We start from the raw sequence: 19437 nt of genomic DNA on the forward strand, positions 1-19437 counted from the left end.
CTCGATTTTTTATCATTAATCAACTTTCCCTTAAATTATGTATGTTAGAATAGCAAATGCAGACGATGCCAAGTACACAGAATTGTTGTGCGAATGGTACGAAGAATCAGCTCGTATGAGAAAAACGGGTATTGCTAAACGAAATCCAGTTTATTTGGAGCGCAAAATGCGCAACGGAAATGCTGTGATCGCTTTTGATGATAATGATCAAATCGCGGGGTTTAGCTACATTGAAACTTACGAAGAAGAAAAATTCGTTGTAAACTCAGGTTTAATTGTACGTACAGATTTAAGGAGTTCAGGAATTGGGCGCGAAATAAAACATGCAGTTTTTGAATTGTCTCGTACAAAATTCCCAAAATCAAAAATCTTTAGTATTACAACTTCTTTAGCTGTAATGCGTATGAACACAAAATTAGGATACAAGCCAGTAACTTTTTCGGAATTAACACAATCGGATGAATTTTGGAATGGATGTAAAAGTTGTAAAAACTATCACATCTTAATGGATAATGATCGCGAGCGCTGTATTTGTACAGGATTGGTTTATGATAACCTTGATGACAAATATGCTCAGCAAGCAAAACAAAATGCGGATAAAAAAGAAGATGAATAAATATACGGACTAAGGTTTTTTTTTGTCTAAAATGAGTATATTTGCATAAAATTTCGAATAAATATTCAAAATGAGTAATAAAAAATACAGATTCCAGATTATAAAAGATTTAATAACAGATCAAGAAATCAGTAATCAAGACGAATTATTAAAAAAATTAATCGATTTAGATATCTCAGTTACTCAAGCAACTTTATCCAGAGATTTGCGCGAATTGAAAGTTTCAAAAGTTCCTAATAGTTCGGGACAATACATTTATCGCCTTACAGAAAGTGTTGCTCCAACAGCAACGGTTACACATAACGAAAAAACAAGTTTGATTTTCTCTAACAATTTAGGGGTTATTAAAACAAAGCCAGGTTATGCAAACAGAATTGCTTTTGAGATAGATAACACACATTTCAATACAATAATTGGAACAATTGCTGGAGACGATACGGTGTTGATCGTATTGAAAGAAGAGAGTAGCCGAGAAGAGGTTACCAATGAATTAAGAAGAATTATTCCCAATATAAACAAATAAACAAACAATGAGCAACAAAGCAGTTTTAGCTTACAGTGGAGGTCTAGATACATCGTACTGTTTGGTTAACTTAACAAAAGATCAAGGAATGGAAGTGCACACCGTAATTGTAAATACTGGTGGGTTTTCTGAAGAAGAGTTAAAAGAAATCGAAACTCGTGCCTACGAATTAGGTTCATCTAAACACGTAACAATTGATATTACAGATAAGTATTACAACGATTGTGTCCGTTTTTTAATTTATGGAAATGTATTAAAAAATAACACATATCCTTTATCTGTGAGCGCAGAACGTATGTTCCAATCAATTGCTATTGCTCAGTATGCAAAAGATGTAGAAGCAGAATACATTGTACATGGCTCTACAGGAGCAGGAAATGATCAAATTCGTTTTGATGTGGCTTTTGCAGTTATTTCACCTCAATCAAAAATTATCACACCTATTCGCGACGAAAAATTATCTCGTCAACAAGAAGTAGAATATTTACAAGCAAATGGTGTAAATTATAGTTGGGAACAAGCAAAATACTCTATTAACAGAGGAATTTGGGGAACATCTGTTGGTGGTGTAGAAACATTAACATCTAACCAAGCATTACCAGAAGAAGCTTATCCAACTCAATTATCAAGAACAGAACCATCTGTAATTGAAATTGAATTTGAAAAAGGGATTCCAACTGCTTTAGATGGAAAAAAATTATCTCCAGTTGCTTTGATCCAACAATTAAACGAAATCGGTGGGGAATATGCTATCGGTAGAGATATCCATGTCGGAGATACAATTTTAGGAATTAAAGGACGTGTAGGTTTCGAAGCTCCAGCTGCTTATCTATTGATCAAAGCTCATCATTTATTAGAAAAACATACCTTAACAAGATGGCAATTGTTGCACAAAGATTCTTTATCTAACTGGTACGGAACTTTATTGCACGAAGCACAATATTTAGATCCTGTAATGCGTGACATCGAAGCATTCTTAGAATCTTCACAAGAAAAAGTTACAGGTAAAGTAAAAGTTCAATTAAATCCTTACCATTTCTCAATGATTGGTATCGAGTCTCCTTATGATATGATGCAATCTAAAGTTGCTGTTTATGGTGAAGAAAACGATGCTTGGGATTCGAGAGATGCAAGAGGTTTCATCAAAATATTCGGTAATCAATTAAAGATTGTTCATAGTTTCGATTAATTGATTCGTTAAAGTGGGTTCATTAAATTGAATCCACTTTATTTCAATATTAAATTACAATAAACACGCGCAAAAAATATCAAATGTCAAACAAAATTAACGTAAGCATTGTAGGAGGTGCTGGATACACTGCAGGCGAATTGCTAAGAATATTAATTCATCATCCGATGGTTACTATTTCGTCTGTGTACAGCACATCAAATGCAGGCAACCCCGTTACCAAAGTACACGACGATTTGTTTGGAGAAACTGACATCGTATTTTCGGATAAAATAGACGAAAATGCTGATGTCGTTTTTTTATGCCTGGGTCACGGAAAATCAGCAGAGTTTTTAAAGAATAATACCTATTCAGCTCAAACAAAAATTATTGATTTGAGTAATGATTTTCGATTAAATGCGAACCATATTTTCGAAGATAGGACGTTTGTTTACGGTTTACCAGAATTGGACCGCGAAGCAATCAAAACTGCTCAAAACATAGCAAATCCTGGTTGTTTTGCAACAGCTATTCAATTAGCATTATTGCCTTTGGCTGCAAAAAATGAAATCAAAAATGATATTCACATTAATGCGGTAACAGGATCTACAGGAGCTGGGCAAAGTTTGTCGGCTTCGACGCATTTTAGCTGGCGAAATAATAATGTTTCTTTTTACAAAGAGTTTACACATCAACACGAAGGAGAAATTTATCAAACATTGAATCAATTAGAAAAAGATTTCAATAACAAAGTTTATTTCTTACCAATGCGAGGTGATTTTGCGCGCGGAATTTTAGCTGGTGTTTATCTTAAATCTGATTTGTCAGAAGAAGAAGCAAAAAATATTTTTAACGAATATTACAAAAACGAACCTTTTACGTTTGTTTCTAACGCGCCAATTGCATTGAAACAAGTCGTAAATACCAACAAATGTTTTTTACATATCCAGAAACAAGACGATGTATTATTGATAACTTCTATTATCGATAACCTTACAAAAGGTGCTTCTGGACAAGCTGTAGAAAATATGAACTTGATGTTCGGTTGGGAAGAAAATTTAGGACTTAATCTAAAAACGGTAGCGTTTTAAGACGCTTAAGTCTAAAAGTTTAACGGTAAATGATATGCAAGATTTTAGGAACATAAAAGTTTGGAACGAATTTCATCAACTTACTTTGAAAGTTTATGAGATAACTTCTGAATTTCCTAAATCCGAAATGTTTAATCTAACCTCTCAATTAAGAAGAGCTTGTGTATCTATCCCGAATAATATAGCAGAAGGTTGTGGTAGAAATTCGGATAAAGATTTTTTACGATTCCTTCATATCTCTTTAGGTTCTACAAATGAAACGCTTTATTTATTGATTCTATCAAAAGATTTGAAATTGATAACAGAAGAAATATTTAAAGAACTTGAAGATGAAGTTGAAAAAGTAAAAGCGATGTTATTAGCTTTTATTAAAACAATTAATAATCGTTTAGCGTAAACCGTTAAACGTAAACCTTAAACAAAAATGAAACTATTCGACGTATATCCATTAATGAATGTAACTCCGGTTAAAGCCAAAGATTGTATCCTTTGGGACGAAAACGGAAAAGAATATTTAGACTTATATGGTGGTCACGCAGTGATCTCTATTGGTCATGCACACCCGCATTATGTGCAAAAAATTACAGAACAAGTAAACAATATTGGATTTTACTCTAACTCAGTTCAAATTCCAATTCAAACAGAATTAGCAGAGAAATTAGGACGTTTATCAGGATATGAAGATTATACATTATTCTTATGTAATTCTGGAGCTGAAGCAAACGAAAATGCAGCTAAATTAGCTTCTTTTCATACAGGAAAAGATCGCATCATTGCGTTTAACGGTGCTTTTCATGGACGTACATCTGGATCTGTTGCTTTAACAGATAATCCAAAAATTGTAGCGCCTTTTAATGCGCATCACAAAGTTTCTTTTGTAGATTATAATATTGATGCTATTAAAGAGATTATTGCTGGAGGAGATGTTGCTGCTATTATTTACGAACCTATACAAGGAGTTGGTGGAATTATTTTACCATCAGATGAATTCGTTCAAGAATTAAGAAATGTTTGTACAGAAAACGGCGTTATTTTGATCGCTGACGAAGTACAATGTGGATATGGTCGTTCGGGGAAATTTTTCGCACATCAACATTCTGACATCAAAGCAGATTTGATCACAATGGCAAAAGGAATGGGGAATGGATTTCCAATCGGAGGAGTTTTAATTTCACCAGAATTCAAAGCGTCTTATGGTTTATTAGGAACAACTTTCGGAGGAAATCATTTAGCTTGTGCTGCTGCTGTTGCAGTGTTAGATGTAATCGAACAAGAAAACTTAATTGACAATGCTAAAGAAATTGGAAATTATATCGGAATTCAATTAAACAAATTTCCAAAAATCAAAGAGGTTCGTGGTCGTGGCTCAATGATAGGAATCGAATTTGATTTTCCAATTGCAGCGTTAAAAAATAACTTATTAACAAAACACAATATTTTTGTAGGTTATGCAGGTACAAATGTTATTCGTTTATTGCCTCCACTTACAATTACAACACAATACGTAGATAAATTCATATCAGCATTAGAAACTGAAATTAACATTATCATCAATGGATAAGATAGTAAAATTAGTATTCCAAGACGGATTAGAAATCGAAGGAAAATCTTTCGGTGCATATACTTCTGCCGCAGGAGAAGTAGTATTTAACACAGCTTTGGTTGGGTACAATGAAAGTTTAACTGACCCTTCATACAAAGGGCAGATTATGGTGATGACAGCTCCAATGATCGGAAATTATGGTGTTCCTGATGATAAAGCGATGATCGAATCAATCGAAACTTGGATGGAATCAAATAAAATTCAAGTTACTGGTTTAGTTGTTTCTTATTATGCAGATGATTATTCGCATTGGAACGCTATCCAAAAATTAGGCGCTTGGTTAGAAAGCCAAAATATCCCAGGTATTTACGGTGTTGATACACGTATGATTACAAAAAAATTACGTGATCAAGGTTCTACTTTAGGAAAGATTGTTGCAGATACAGATGTAGAATTTTACAATCCAGATTTAGATAATTTAGTGGATCAAGTATCATGTAAAGAAGTGATTCGTTACAACGAAGGAGCTGAAGTGAAAATTGTTTTAGTAGATTGTGGGGTGAAAAATAACATCATTCGTTGTTTTGTAGATCGTGGTGTTGAGGTTATTCGAGTACCTTGGGATTATGATTATTCAACATTAGAGTATGATGGTTTATTTATCTCAAATGGTCCTGGAGATCCATCGATGTGTGTTGCTACCATTAATCATATCAAAGAATCTTTGAAAGAAGATAAGCCAATTTTTGGAATTTGTTTAGGAAACCAATTGGTAAGTTTAGCTGCTGGTGCGTCTACTTTCAAATTAAAATATGGACACCGTTCGCATAATCAGCCGGTACAATTAGTTGGAACAAAAAGATGTTTTATTACATCTCAAAACCACGGTTTCGCAGTAGATGATTCGAAATTACCAGAAGGATTCAAAACATTCTTTACGAACTTAAATGATGGAACTTGTGAAGGAATTCGCCACGAATCAAAACCATTCTTCACCGTTCAATTCCACCCAGAAGCTATGGGAGGACCAGTCGATACAGAATATTTATTTGATGAATTTATTGAAGAAGTAAAAAAATATAAAAGTGTAAATTAATTTAGTTAATCAATTTATTTAACCGCAAAGAAGCTAAGATTACGCAGAGAGCAAAGAGTAGAGATTAATAAAAATATAAGAGATTTTAATCACTTATTCTTTACGTAATATTTGAGTTCTCTGTCATAAAAATTGGTTAAATTAGATTGTAGATCAATAATAACAGAAGAAAACTTTGATATTCAAGAGTATGATCATAGAAAATGAAATAGCAACTAAAATCATAGGATGTGCAATCAATGTACATTCAGCTCTTGGACCAGGACTTTTAGAAAGTGCATATAAAGAGTGTCTTTATTATGAATTAAATCAAAATGGTCTGTATGTAGAAAAAGAAAAGCCAATGCCTTTGGTTTTTAAAGAAGTAAAGTTGAATTGTGGTTATAGAATTGATTTATTGGTTGAAAATAAAATTGTGATAGAAATAAAAGCGGTTGAGGGATTAAATAACGTTCATTTGGCGCAAACTCTAACCTATCTCAAATTGGGAAATTATAAATTAGGTTTGTTAATGAATTTTAATACTTTTCGTTTAAAAGACGGATTGAAAAGGGTAGTAAATCAACTTTAAACTTCAAATTCTTTGCGAAATCTTTGTGATCTCTGCGGTTAAGAATTAATTAGATTAAACAACAAAACAAAAAAATAATGAAATCACATATAAAAAAAGTATTAGTATTAGGATCAGGAGCACTAAAAATTGGTCAAGCTGGAGAGTTTGATTATTCTGGTTCGCAAGCGTTAAAAGCGTTAAAAGAAGAAGGAATCAAAACAGTTTTAATTAATCCAAATATTGCAACTGTTCAAACTTCTGAAGGAATTGCAGACGAAGTTTACTTCTTACCTGTAACTCCATATTTCGTAGAAAAAGTAATTCAAAAAGAAAAACCAGACGGAGTTTTAGTTGCCTTTGGAGGACAAACAGCTTTAAACTGTGCGGTTGAATTAAATAAAGAGAATATTTTCGAAAAATACGGTGTTGAAGTTTTAGGAACACAAATTCCTGTGATTGAAGCAACAGAAGACCGTGATATTTTTATCGAAAAATTAGACCAAATTGGCGTTTTAACTGCTCGTTCGGAAGCTGTTGAGACAATAGAAGATGCGATGGCAGCGGGTAAACGTATCGGTTTTCCATTAATCATTCGTGCAGCATACGCTTTAGGTGGTTTAGGTTCTGGTTTCGCAAACAATGAAGAAGAATTATTAGAATTAGTTGATAAAGCATTCAATTATTCTTCTCAAGTTTTAGTGGAAGAATCTTTAAAAGGATGGAAAGAAATTGAGTACGAAGTTGTACGTGATGCGTATGATAACTGTATTACGGTTTGTAATATGGAAAACTTTGACCCGATTGGAGTTCATACAGGTGAATCGATTGTTATCGCTCCATCTCAAACATTAACAAATTCAGAATACCATAAATTACGTGAAGTTGCCATTCGTACTATTCGCCACCTTGGTGTAGTTGGAGAATGTAACATTCAATATGCTTTCGATCCTGTTTCGGAAGAATACCGTGTAATTGAAGTGAATGCTCGTTTATCTCGATCTTCTGCTTTAGCTTCTAAAGCAACTGGATATCCTTTGGCTTTCGTTGCAGCAAAATTAGCATTAGGTTACTCATTAGATGAATTAAAAAATAGCGTAACGCAAACTACATCTGCGATGTTCGAACCGGCATTAGATTATTGTGTAGTGAAATTACCTCGTTGGGATTTAAATAAATTCTACGGTGTTCGTCGTAACATTGGTTCTGCAATGAAATCGGTTGGTGAAGTAATGGCAATCGGACGTTCTTTCGAAGAAGCAATTCAGAAAGGAGTTCGTATGTTAGACATCGGACACAGAGGATTTGTCGCAAATTCATTTACAATTCCAGAAGGAGAATCATTAGATACATGGTTAGCTGAGCCAAATGATGAGCGTTTATATGCGATCACAGAAGCGTTCAAAGCTGGATATTCAATCGAGAAAATTCATGATTTAACGAAAATTGATTTATGGTTCTTACAACGTTTAGAAAGAATTTTCAACATTTCGAAAGAGTTTGAAGTCTTAGAACGTTTTGAACAGGTGGATGCTGATTTAGTGAAAAAAGCAAAATTAGCAGGTTTCTCAGATCAACAAATCGCTGTTTTAGTTAAAGGAAATGTGAATGTACACAGAAATGAATTAACCGTTCGTGAATTACGTAAAAACTTCGGAATTATTCCTGTTGTAAAACAAATTGATACGTTAGCAGCAGAATTCCCAGCGCAAACAAATTATTTATATGTAACATACCACGGAACTGAAAATGATATCGAAACTGAAACAGAAAAAGCAGTTTGTATTTTAGGTTCTGGTGTTTACCGCATCGGATCTTCTGTAGAATTTGATTGGTGTTGTGTAAATGCAGCACAAACAGCAGCTAAAAATGGTTACAAAACGATTATTATCAATTATAATCCAGAAACTGTTTCGACGGATTATGATGAGTCAGACCGTTTATACTTCGAAGAATTATCGTTTGAACGTGTAATGGATATCTTGGATTTTGAGCAACCTGAAGGAACAATTATTTCGACAGGAGGTCAAATTCCAAACAATTTAGCAATGAAATTGTACGACGAAAAAATCAATGTTTTAGGAACTTCTCCTTTACGTATTGATGATGCAGAAAATCGTCACAAATTCTCTGAAATCTTAGATGAATTAGGAATTGATCAGCCACGTTGGAAAGAACTTTCTTCTTTAGAAGCAGTTCATCACTTTGTGGATGAAGTAGGATTCCCAGTTTTAATTCGTCCTTCTTATGTATTATCAGGTGCTGCGATGAACGTCGTATCAAATACGGAAGAATTAGATGCTTTCTTGAAATTAGCGAAAGAAGTTTCTCCGGATTATCCAGTTGTCGTTTCTGAATTCGTACAAGGAGCAAAAGAAATCGAATTGGATGCAGTTTGTCAAAACGGAGAAATTATTGACTATGCGATTTCTGAACATGTGGAATTTGCGGGAGTACACTCTGGTGATGCGACAATGTATTATCCACCTCAAAAAGTATACATCGAAACAATTCGTCAAATGCGTAAAGTTGCGGCGAAAATCGCAAAACGTTTCGAGATTTCTGGTCCAATGAATCTTCAGTTTTTATCGAAGAATAATACAGTTCGTGTAATTGAAACGAATATTCGTGCTTCTCGTTCGTTCCCATTTGTATCGAAAGTGGCAGGAAATAACTTAATCGAAAAAGCAACAAAAGTATTATTAGGATTAGAAGTAGAAAAAGGACACTCAGAATTAGTTTACGATTTAGATTACGTAGGAGTTAAAGCTTCTCAATTCTCATTTACACGTTTAGCTGGTGCCGATCCCGTATTATCAGTGGATATGTCGTCTACAGGTGAGGTTGGATGTATTGGAGATACAGCTGAAGAGGCATTATTAAAATCGATGTTATCTGTAGGATATGAAATTCCAGAGAAAACAGTATTGATTTCTGGTGGACCAATTGAATCTAAGGTTGCTTTATTAGGACCTGCGAAACAATTAATTGCAAAAGGATATAAAATTTACGCAACAGAAGGAACACATAAATTCTTTATGGATAATGATGTCTATTCAACATTAGTGTATTGGCCATCTGATAAAAAAGAACCAAATGTAATGTCTTACATCCACGATAAGAAAATTGATATGGTAATCAACATTCCGAAAAACTTAACAAAAGTGGAATTAGATAATGATTATCAAATTCGTCGTACAGCAGTAGATTTTAACATTCCATTGGTTACAAATGCACGTTTAGCTTCAGCTTTCATCAATGCATTTACAACCCTAACAATGGATGATTTAAAAATCAAAACTTGGAATGAATACAGAAATAAGTAATACGTTTAAGTATTAAGTTATAAGTTCAAAGCCTCGCAATTGCGAGGCTTTTTATTTGTTATTAGTGTGAACTTTTTCGTTTTTCCGCTTCAATACTCTTTTGACTAATTTACAATATTTATCCATACAAAAAATCCACTTCTCTCAAAGTGGATTTTAAAATATGTAGAAATTAAATTTTCTTAAAACTCAGCAAAAAAAGCTTCTACTTTTTCTACGCCGTTTGCATCAAGAGCTTCTAATAATTCTTTCTTGATTTCCGTTAATTCTTTCTTTTTCGCTTTTTTCAGAACTGGTTTAGCCGTTTCTAAAAAGTTTTCGATTTGTTCTAATCCGCGAGAGCTTAAGAATTTTTCGTCTGTTTTTTTCAATTTAGCATACACTTGCACCAACATTTTACATTGTTCTAAAGCCAATGCATATTCTTTTACAGTTTCTAATGTAATCATGTAATGCAACATCAATTGTACAGAAGGCATATTGCGTTGATGACCAAATTTTGTGTATTTTTCTAATGCAATTCCGAAACATTCTTGACTACGTTCGATGTTTTTATTTAAAGCTGCAGAAATGACAACATTAAACCAATCGTCTGAGTTATCTGAATTCTGAGCTAAATCAAAGAAAGCATTGTCAGCATTTTCAAAATCTTGTAAGCTATAATAGGATAAAGCAATCAATTTTTTTGCGTCATATAATTGTTTTGGGTCTTTTGCATCCAATAAACCTTCACAAACTTTGATACACATCTCGAAATTACTATTTCCAAATAAATCTCTCGCCGTATTCAACAACGAATTAGTCGCATTCTGCTCCAACGCCTGCTCGTACATAAATTGACGTGCTCTCAAAACATCTTCGTATGTGATATAATCGTAATTGATTTTCATTTTTTTAGTCTCTTTGTTAATTTGCAACTAAATTACTTAAATCTTTAAGAAAGTAGTTAATTATTTATCATTTTTTAATAGATGTCGAATCACTGTTTCAGCAGCATGCAACCCGAATAAACCAGGCATCCACGAATTGGTTCCATAAAAAGATTTTTTATAGTTTTTACCATCCGTCAATTTTACCGATAATTCATCAGGAACTTCTGTTGAAAAAACAGCTTTTACACCTTTATTAATGCCTTCTTTTTTTAATCGTTTTCGTACATTTTTTGCCAAAGGACAAACATCTGTTTTACTAATATCACGCACCTGAACTTTACTTGCCAAATATTTTCCTCCTGCACCCATATTACTAATTACTTTCACTTTTTTGCGTTTTGCAGCTAAGATTAAATTAATTTTTGGGGTAACAGAGTCGATACAGTCTAAGACATAATCAAAATCGGGTGTAACGATTTCGTGTGTACGTTCTGGACTCAAAAATTCGTTGATACGTGTTAAGTCTAATTCAGGATTAATATCCATCAAACGATCACCAACAATATCTACTTTATGTTGTCCAATTGTCGAATGTAAAGCGGGTAATTGACGGTTAATATTTGTAATATCTATTGTATCGCCATCCACAATTGTCATTTTACCAACGCCTGCACGTGCAATAAATTCTGCGGCAAAAGAGCCAACACCTCCTAAACCTACGACTAAAACGTTAGAATTTTTAAGGTTTTCTAAACCTTCTTTTTTGAATAATAATTCAGCTCTTTCTTGCCAAACTGCCATTGAAATGTATTTTATTTTGATTGAACTTCGTAACCGAAAATCGTTTTCCAATTTTCTGCTTGTTGAAGTTGTAATTCTTCGATTGTTATTTTTCTCAAATTTGCTGCAAATGCATAAATTTCTTTTATCGGAATTTCGCTTGCATCATTTTCTAAAAAGAATTGATTTGCAGAAATTTTTGCAAATATAATTTGTAAGTTTTTGTTAGAAAGAAGATTTTTACCAAAAGATACAAAACAATTTTGCACCAAAATCTGATGGAGTAATTGTTCGTTCTTGTTGAAACCATGAAACATAAACGGAATCGTTAATTTCATTTTTTTGCGAATCTGTAAGATTTCTTGATAAGCACGAACCGAATGTATAATCACAGGAATTTTAAATTCTTCCGCAATCTTTAATTGTTGTTCAAAAACCTCGATTTGTAACTTAAAATCTGTTTCGCACAATTTATCTAAGCCAATTTCTCCGATTGCTAAACAATTTTTATTTGAAAGATTTTGTTTAATAAGTCTTATTTCTTCTTCTATTGATGAGGTTTTGATATAAGCTGGATGAATTCCAATAGAAAATAGCTTTACGCCATTATTCAGCTTATTCGGAAATTGATTGTACAATTCTAAAACCGTTGAATCGTTAGATAGATGATGTGTATGCGCGTTGAGAAACATGTTTATTGCTATAATAATTACAAAATTAAGTATATCTGTATGATTATGAAATTTAGATTTAAAATAAATTTAGTTTTATATGTTGTTTATAATTAGTTCTGTAAGTGATTGTAATTACTTAAAATAAATGGAGTTATTATTTAGTTTTATAGTTGTTAAAGTTTTAAATAATAATATATTTGTGTTTGAATCACAAAATATGAAAAAAACACTATTTACAATTTTCTTAACTGCACTTATGACTGGTGTACCTTTATTTGGACAAACTGGAAAAGCACCTAATTTACTTGAATCATCAATTCAAAAAGAGTTAACAAATAAAGGAACTGAAAATTTTCCTACTACTGAATGGATAGACTTTACAGATGTTAGTTGGTACAATTCCACTTCAACATCTTTTACTTTGAGTAATGCGGAACAGCTTGCTGGTTTAGCTAAGTTGGTATATGATGGAAATGATTTCTTGGGAAAAACGATTATTATTTCTAATGATATCGATGTAGGAAAACATTTGTGGACTTCTATTGGTTATGGGTATCAAAAGCCTTTTTCAGGAACTGTATTAGGAAATAATCATACAATCAAGAATGTTTTAATTAACAGACCAACTGGAGATTTTGTTGGTTTTTTTGGACAAGCTTTCAAAGCAACTTTCAAAGATTTAAAAATAGACAATATTAAGGTTAGAGCAAAAGATACAGCTGGTTGTTTTGTTGGTAACCTTTCTACAAATAGTCTTGTGGATAACTGTCATGTAACAAATGCAGAAATTATTACAACTTCTTATAATATTGGTGGTTTTGCGGGAAGTGTATTAACAGATTCTTTTGTTAATAATTCTTCTTTTGAAGGCTACGTAGAAGGATTTAATCAAGTAGGAGGATTTACAGGGAATTTATGGGATAAATCTACAATAACAAATTCTTTTGCAAAAGGAAAAGTTGTAGGAGGATATATTATCGGAGGATTTGTAGGTTTCACAACAATGGCTTTTGGCCCTAATAGAATGAATACGATTAAAGATTCTTATTCTATTTCTGAGGTAGAAGCAGAGTTAGAAAGAGCTGGTGGTTTTGTAGGATATGCGCAATTTGCTTTGAATGTAGAAAATTCTTATGCTGTAGGTAATGTTGCTTCACCAATAGCTGTAGGTTCTTTTGCTGGAATGGTAGGGAATGCAGAGTTTAAAAATGCACATTTTGACAAGACAGTTTCCACTATTGATGCGGTTGGAGTTTTAGAGATGGAAGGTATGTTGGTTGATATTACTGGAAATACAACTTCTGTAATGAAAAATGAAACTTTCGCTGAGATATTAAATGCTTCAAATTCTGATAAACCTTGGCGAATAGTTAATGGATTAAATGATAATTATCCAGTACTGAATTTTCAAAATTTGGGTATTCAGGAGTATACATCCAAAGAGCTTAATCTTAAAATTTATCCAACAATAACAGAGAAGTTACTACATATACAATCAAATGCGAAAGTGTTAGATTATAAAATTTATGATATTAATGGACGAATAATTCCAATTAATAATAAAAAAATGAAAGAAATAGATGTTTCATCTTTTACCAAAGGAGTATATATTATTTCTGTTTCTACAAACGAAGGAACTAAAAATTTGAAGTTTATTAAAAAATAAATTATAGAAAAAAAAGGCCTAAATATTACACTGCCCCCAAAAAGTTAGACACTTTTGGGGGCATTTTTTATGACAAGAAAAGTAAAATATGGTGTAGCATTTAAGTTACGCTGTGTGAAAGAAGTTTTAGAAAAACATCGAACAATACGTTCAATTAGTAAAAAAGAAAATATACATGCTTCTTTATTAAAGAAATGGGTTTCTGATTATCATAATCAAGGAATTTCAGGTATAGAACCTAAAAAAAACCAAACGTATAGCGTTGAATTTAAGTTGAAAGTTATTAAGACTATAACTAGTCAATATCTTAGTTTACGTGAAGCCAGAGTTAAATTTAATATTCCAAGTGAATCGGTTATTATAAAATGGCAAAAAGATTTTGCTACCTTTGGAATAGACGGATTAAAACCCAAACCAAAAGGCCGTCCCAAGACTATGAGCACATCTAAAGGTAGACCTAAAAAATCGAAACAACCATTATCAAGAGAAGAAGAACTATTGTTGGAGATTGAACGTTTACGTTGTGAGAATGCACTCTTAAAAAAGTTCAATGCCTTAATTCAAGCCCAAGAGGAAAAACAAAAGAAACTTGTACGCAAGCCATAAATGAATTAAGGCCAGAATTTCATCTAAATTTACTTTTAGATTGTACACATATGGCTAGAAGCAGCTTTTACTATCATATTTCACGTAGTAAAACAGATAAATACGAGGAATTAAAACTTAAGATAAAATCCATTTATCATCAGCATAAAGGGCGATATGGCTATCGACGAATTACCGATGAATTAAGAAAATCAGGAACTATCATCAATCATAAAACTGTTCTTAAACTGATGAATAGCTTAGGATTAAAGAGTTTGATTCGAAGAAAAAAATACAAATCTTACAAAGGAGAACAAGGAAAGATTGCACCAAACATCTTGCAAAGAGCATTTAAGGCTGATAAACCCAACCAAAAATGGGTAACAGATGTTACCGAGTTTAAAGTAAAAGATAAAAAACTATATTTATCACCAATAATGGATCTGTACAATCAAGAAATTATCAGCTATGAGTTAAGCGAACGACCTGTTTTTAATCAAGTAACTCAAATGCTTAAAAAGGCATTTAAAATAACGAAAGACACCAAAGATTTGATATTACATTCCGATCAAGGATGGCAATATCAGATGAAACAATATCAAGCTTTATTAAATGAAAAAGGAATCATACAAAGTATGAGTAGAAAAGGAAATTGCTTAGATAATGCTATTATCGAGAATTTCTTCGGAATACTGAAATCGGAACTATTTTATTTACAAAAATTTAATTCTATTGAAGAGCTAAAAAAAGAAATAAAACAATACATTTACTATTACAATAACGATAGAATAAAATCGAACTTAAATAAAATGAGCCCGATACAATATCGAACTCATTTTTATAATTATTAATTTTTAATCTGTCCAAACTTTTGGGTGCAGTCTATATTTTAGGTCTTTTTTTAAATCGAACAAGGAAGTAAATAGTAGCTAAAAAGGAATAGAATTTGCTACAATGACCACAATGAATTCTAATCATATTTTAAATCCAAAAATGTTAAAATATTTGCCATGGCTTGGTGCGATGGCAATTTTTATGCAATCTTTGGATGGTACAATTTTAAATACTTCTTTACCTACAATTGCCAAAGAATTAGATAAATCTCCTTTAGAAATTCAATCAATTATTGTGGCATATACGTTAACAGTAGCCTTGTTAATTCCTTTGAGTGGATGGCTCTCAGATAAATATGGAACAAAAAAAGTTTTTCAATCCGCGATTATTATTTTCACCATTGGTTCAGCTTTATGTGCGTTTGCAACAAGTTTACCTTTTTTAGTTATTTCGAGGATTATTCAAGCAATAGGTGGTGCAATGATGGTGCCTGTTGTTCGCTTGGCGATTTTGTACGCTTATCCGAAAAGTGAATTGTTGAAAGTAATCAATTTTATTACTATTCCTGGTTTAATTGGACCTCTTTTAGGTCCTACTATCGGAGGTATTTTAGTTGAAACCTTATCTTGGCATTGGATTTTTATCGTGAATATTCCATTTGGAATTTTAGCTCTTTGGATGACAAGTTTTGCATTGCCTGATTTTAAACATCCTGTATTCAAATTTGATATCAAAGGTTTAATACTTTTCAGTGGAGGTGTTACGGTTCTAACTTTGATAATGGAACTTACTTCAACTCGGGTGATTGGAATACAAACAGTGTTAGCGTTAACTGTTGTTTCTATTTTTTTAATTGGATTATATATCTATCATGCGAAACATAAACAACATCCTTTAATAGATTTGAATTTGTTTAAGATAAGAACGCTAAAAATTGGAATAATCGGTAATCTAATTACACGTTTAGGAATTGGAGGAATGCCTTTTCTTATTCCGTTATTGTTGCAAGTAGGGTATGGGTATACTGCTACTGTAGCAGGATTAATCATGATTCCAGCTGCAGCAAGTAATATTATTGCAAAATCTTTTGTAGTACCAATTGTAAATAAATTTGGATACAGAAATACGTTGATAGCAAATACGATTATTTTAGGGTTAATTATTTGTCTGTTTTTCTTTTTAGAATCACAATCGCCCATTTATTATATTATTCCATTGATGATTTTGAACGGATTTTTTAGTTCGATTCAGTTTACAGCTATGAATACCATTTCTTTAGCCGATTTGGATGAAAAAACCTCAAGCGAAGGAAATAGTTTGTTAGCCGTAACACAACAATTATCGTTGACTTTTGGAATTTCTGTCGCAGCTTTAATATTAGGTTTTTTTAGAGATATGAAAGGGTTAACGAATGGTGTAGAAGTACAAGCCTTTCGTTATTCATTTTTAGCAATGGGTGTAATGACGATTCTATCAACCTATATCTTTTTCAAGTTAAAAGAATCTGATGGCGCTTCGATGTCAGGGAAGAAATAATGAACATAAAAATCTCTACTTGGTAGAGATTTTTATGTTGATATCATTTAAATTAATCATTGTAAAAATGATGACGAAGTTCTCCTTTCAGATTTGTTTCGTATTGTTTTTTAAATTCTTCTTTCGAGAGGTTTTGTCCTAATAAGTAAATCGCTTTTGTAATAGCAGCTTCCATAGTTAAATCAAAACTCGAAATTGCACCCATATTCAATAAAGCATCACTTGTTGCGTAACGTCCAAGTTCTACCATTCCACCCGCACATTGCGTATTGATGATGAGATGAATTTCATTATTGGTAAGTTCTTTTAATAATTCGATGAACCAATCGTCAGTGAAAATATTTCCAGTTCCAAAAGCTTCAATAATAAACGCTTTCATATTTGGCGCTTTCAAAACACTTTCGATAAAAGAGCGATTCATACCAGGGAAAATCTTTAATACACCAACATCAACATTAAGATTTTTATTGATACTAAGTTGATCTGTAACTGTATTTTTTAACAACAAATCTTCTTTAACTTCTAAATGAACACCAGAAACTCCTATAACTGGATAATTAGGTGATTCGAAAGCATCAAAGTTTTCTGCATTAATCTTAGTTGTTCTATTTGCACGGAATAATTTGTACTCAAAATACACACATACTTCTTTGATGATTGGTTGATTATCTTTTTTCAACGATGCTAATTGAATAGACGTAATCAAATTTTCTTTGGCGTCAGTTCGCAAATCTCCAATTGGTAATTGAGAACCAGTAAAAATGATTGGTTTCTCAAGATTATCAATCATAAAACTCATTGCAGATGCCGTATACGCCATCGTATCTGTGCCATGTAATACAACAAAACCATCATAGTTTTCGTAATTTTGCTGAATTGTTTCGGCAATTTCTATCCAATATTTCGGTTTCATATCAGAAGAATCAATTGGCGTTTCGAAACTATGATAATCGAAAGAACAGTCCAAAAGGCTTAATTCTGGAATTCTCTTCAATAAATTATCAAAATTAAAAGGTTTTAAAGATTGATCGCCATAGTCTTTGGCCATTCCAATTGTACCACCTGTATAAATCAATAAAATTTTTGTCTGCATGGGGTTTTGATTAATTTCTGGATAAAATTAACCATTCTAAAAAATCTGTACAATACCTTTTCAAAAACGCTCATAATTTGCTAAATTGGGTAAAATAATTGTAAATAGAATTTTAAAATATAAACTTGATGAAAACATTACTTTTAGCCATTACAACTTTGATTACATCTGTCGCTGTTTTTGCACAATCTGATGAAGGATTATTTGAAGTAGAATATGAAATGAATGGACAAGATTTAAAATCATTTGCTTTTTCGACGGATAATTGTGCCCAAAGTTTGATTGTAAAATCGTGGGAAAATTGGGTGACAAACAAAGAAGGAGCTTCAGGATTTCTTAAAAAGCATGAAGCCAATAATATCAAGTTCAAGAATTCGCAAGATGTGTATAAATCAGTTATTAGTTTGGTGGAGGAAGAAAATGGGAAAACAACTGTGATTAACACATTGACAGATCAAAATGGAATGACATTTAATAGTCATTCTGCAGAATTTGATTTAATTTATAATCAATTACAGGATTTAGCCGTCAAAACAAAACAAAGTTGTGTACGAACTGAATTGAAATTAGCAAATGAAAATATGATTCGTTTAACAAAAGAGAATGCGGATGCGCAAATAAAGAAAGGAAGCTCGATCAAATCATATTTAAAAAATAGTAATACACTTCTAAAATTAGAAAGTAAAAAGCAAGCCTTAGGCGATAAATTGGATTTAGTCGTGAATCAATTAGAACGAGAATCTGACGATAAAATGATGGATGGATTGATGAAGAAAAAAATAAAAACAGAAAATGCTTTGCGTACAATTGAAGATCAAGTTGTTTCATTGAACGGAAAAATACAAATAGAAGAGGATAAAGATAAAGGACTTGATGCAAAGATTAATCAATTAACAACTCAAATTCAACAACAGCGATTGATGAGCGAAAATTTGAAAAAGAAATATTCATCAATTGCACGATAATTGTAAGAGAAATAGTATATTTACTAAAAATCAACAAATAAATATTATTAAAATCAACTCACTATGGGATTATTTTCATTTATTAAAAATGCCGGAGAAAAAGTCTTCGGAGGAGCAGAAACTCCAGAAGAAAAAGCAGCTAAAGTAAAAGAACAAGTAGCAAAACAAGGTTTTGATTTATCAGGAGTTACATTTTCTGCTGATGGAGAAAAAATTGTAGTTTCGGGACAAGCTCTGGATATCAACGAAAAACAAAAAATCTTAGCAACAGCAGGAAACATTGATGGAGTAGAAGCAGTAGAAGATCAATTAACGTTAAAAACACCTTTAAAAATTGAAATTCCAGATATTTCTAAAACAATGTACACTGTGCAAAGTGGAGATTCTTTATCTAAAATTGCCAAACAAGTTTATGGAGATCCAATGCAATATCCAAAAATTTTCGAAGCAAATAAACCAATGTTAAAACACGAAGATAAAATTTATCCAGGACAAGTATTGTATATTCCTCAGGATTAA

Annotated in this window: 18 protein-coding genes; 14 read left to right on the plus strand and 4 right to left on the minus strand. The window is 32.2% G+C overall.

The annotated features are described in order from the left end of the window. The first annotated feature begins 37 nt into the window (after positions 1–37). The 9 genes from NZD85_RS12395 (at position 38) to carB (ending at position 9913) form a co-directional block, all read left to right on the plus strand. Positions 38–616, plus strand: a complete 579-nt coding sequence (locus tag NZD85_RS12395; RefSeq protein WP_171621925.1) for a GNAT family N-acetyltransferase — start codon at positions 38–40, stop codon at positions 614–616. Positions 617–686: 70 nt separating this feature from the next. After that, positions 687–1139: an arginine repressor gene (locus tag NZD85_RS12400; RefSeq protein WP_171621926.1), complete on the plus strand. Its 453-nt coding sequence runs from the start codon at positions 687–689 to the stop codon at positions 1137–1139. Between the two features lie 7 nt (positions 1140–1146). After that, positions 1147–2328: an argininosuccinate synthase gene (gene argG, locus NZD85_RS12405; protein WP_225541122.1), complete on the plus strand. Its 1182-nt coding sequence runs from the start codon at positions 1147–1149 to the stop codon at positions 2326–2328. 83 nt (positions 2329–2411) lie between these two features. Then, on the plus strand, positions 2412–3398 hold the full coding sequence (gene argC / locus NZD85_RS12410; protein ID WP_171621928.1) for an N-acetyl-gamma-glutamyl-phosphate reductase: 987 nt from the start codon (positions 2412–2414) through the stop codon (positions 3396–3398). A 34-nt stretch (positions 3399–3432) separates the two neighbouring features. Further along, complete coding sequence (locus NZD85_RS12415; RefSeq protein WP_171621929.1) at positions 3433–3795, plus strand: four helix bundle protein; 363 nt, start codon at positions 3433–3435, stop codon at positions 3793–3795. A 27-nt stretch (positions 3796–3822) separates the two neighbouring features. Continuing rightward, positions 3823–4959 carry an aspartate aminotransferase family protein gene (locus NZD85_RS12420; protein ID WP_260542078.1) on the plus strand — a complete coding sequence of 379 codons (1137 nt, stop codon included), beginning with the start codon at positions 3823–3825 and terminating at the stop codon, positions 4957–4959. After that, complete coding sequence (carA, locus tag NZD85_RS12425) at positions 4952–6037, plus strand: glutamine-hydrolyzing carbamoyl-phosphate synthase small subunit (RefSeq protein ID WP_260542080.1); 1086 nt, start codon at positions 4952–4954, stop codon at positions 6035–6037. The genes NZD85_RS12420 and carA overlap by 8 nt, the downstream gene beginning before the upstream one ends. 190 nt (positions 6038–6227) lie before the next feature. Further along, entirely contained in the window at positions 6228–6608 is a 381-nt protein-coding gene (locus NZD85_RS12430) for a GxxExxY protein (RefSeq protein WP_262903637.1), read from the plus strand. Positions 6609–6685: 77 nt separating this feature from the next. After that, positions 6686–9913 (plus strand): carbamoyl-phosphate synthase (glutamine-hydrolyzing) large subunit, encoded by a 3228-nt coding sequence (gene carB / locus NZD85_RS12435; protein WP_260542082.1) that lies wholly within the window; start codon positions 6686–6688, stop codon positions 9911–9913. A gap of 182 nt (positions 9914–10095) precedes the next feature. Here the strand turns inward: carB and NZD85_RS12440 are convergent, their stop codons facing one another. The 3 genes from NZD85_RS12440 to NZD85_RS12450 are packed head-to-tail and all read right to left on the minus strand — an operon-like array spanning position 10096 to position 12257. Beyond that, positions 10096–10803, minus strand: coding sequence for a hypothetical protein (locus tag NZD85_RS12440; protein ID WP_225541128.1), 708 nt, complete (start codon positions 10801–10803; stop codon positions 10096–10098). 60 nt (positions 10804–10863) lie between these two features. Further along, complete coding sequence (locus NZD85_RS12445; RefSeq protein ID WP_171621934.1) at positions 10864–11586, minus strand: tRNA threonylcarbamoyladenosine dehydratase; 723 nt, start codon at positions 11584–11586, stop codon at positions 10864–10866. Positions 11587–11597: 11 nt separating this feature from the next. After that, positions 11598–12257: a TatD family hydrolase gene (locus tag NZD85_RS12450; protein ID WP_260542084.1), complete on the minus strand. Its 660-nt coding sequence runs from the start codon at positions 12255–12257 to the stop codon at positions 11598–11600. Between the two features lie 199 nt (positions 12258–12456). On the opposite strand from NZD85_RS12450, the gene NZD85_RS12455 reads away from it, so the two are divergent. The 3 genes from NZD85_RS12455 (at position 12457) to NZD85_RS12470 (ending at position 16860) form a co-directional block, all read left to right on the plus strand. After that, a complete protein-coding gene (locus tag NZD85_RS12455; protein ID WP_260542086.1) occupies positions 12457–13905 on the plus strand; it encodes a T9SS type A sorting domain-containing protein in 1449 nt (482 codons plus the stop codon). Between the two features lie 69 nt (positions 13906–13974). Then, positions 13975–15341 (plus strand): IS3 family transposase gene (locus NZD85_RS14810; protein ID WP_396127065.1). Its coding sequence is split into 2 segments (ribosomal slippage): positions 13975–14437 and positions 14437–15341, totalling 1368 coding nucleotides; the frame shifts between segments, so codons are not numbered across the junction. A gap of 112 nt (positions 15342–15453) precedes the next feature. Further along, positions 15454–16860 carry a DHA2 family efflux MFS transporter permease subunit gene (locus NZD85_RS12470; RefSeq protein ID WP_171621984.1) on the plus strand — a complete coding sequence of 469 codons (1407 nt, stop codon included), beginning with the start codon at positions 15454–15456 and terminating at the stop codon, positions 16858–16860. A 52-nt stretch (positions 16861–16912) separates the two neighbouring features. On the opposite strand, the gene NZD85_RS12475 is transcribed toward NZD85_RS12470, so the two are convergent. Beyond that, positions 16913–17953 carry an asparaginase gene (locus NZD85_RS12475; protein ID WP_260542090.1) on the minus strand — a complete coding sequence of 347 codons (1041 nt, stop codon included), beginning with the start codon at positions 17951–17953 and terminating at the stop codon, positions 16913–16915. Between the two features lie 128 nt (positions 17954–18081). Between NZD85_RS12475 and NZD85_RS12480 the strand changes: the two genes are divergently transcribed. Next, positions 18082–18918, plus strand: coding sequence for a hypothetical protein (locus NZD85_RS12480; RefSeq protein WP_188319161.1), 837 nt, complete (start codon positions 18082–18084; stop codon positions 18916–18918). 63 nt (positions 18919–18981) lie between these two features. Continuing rightward, entirely contained in the window at positions 18982–19437 is a 456-nt protein-coding gene (lysM, locus tag NZD85_RS12485; RefSeq protein WP_171621939.1) for a peptidoglycan-binding protein LysM, read from the plus strand.

Source organism: Empedobacter stercoris, assembly GCF_025244765.1.
Lineage (GTDB): Bacteria > Bacteroidota > Bacteroidia > Flavobacteriales > Weeksellaceae > Empedobacter > Empedobacter stercoris.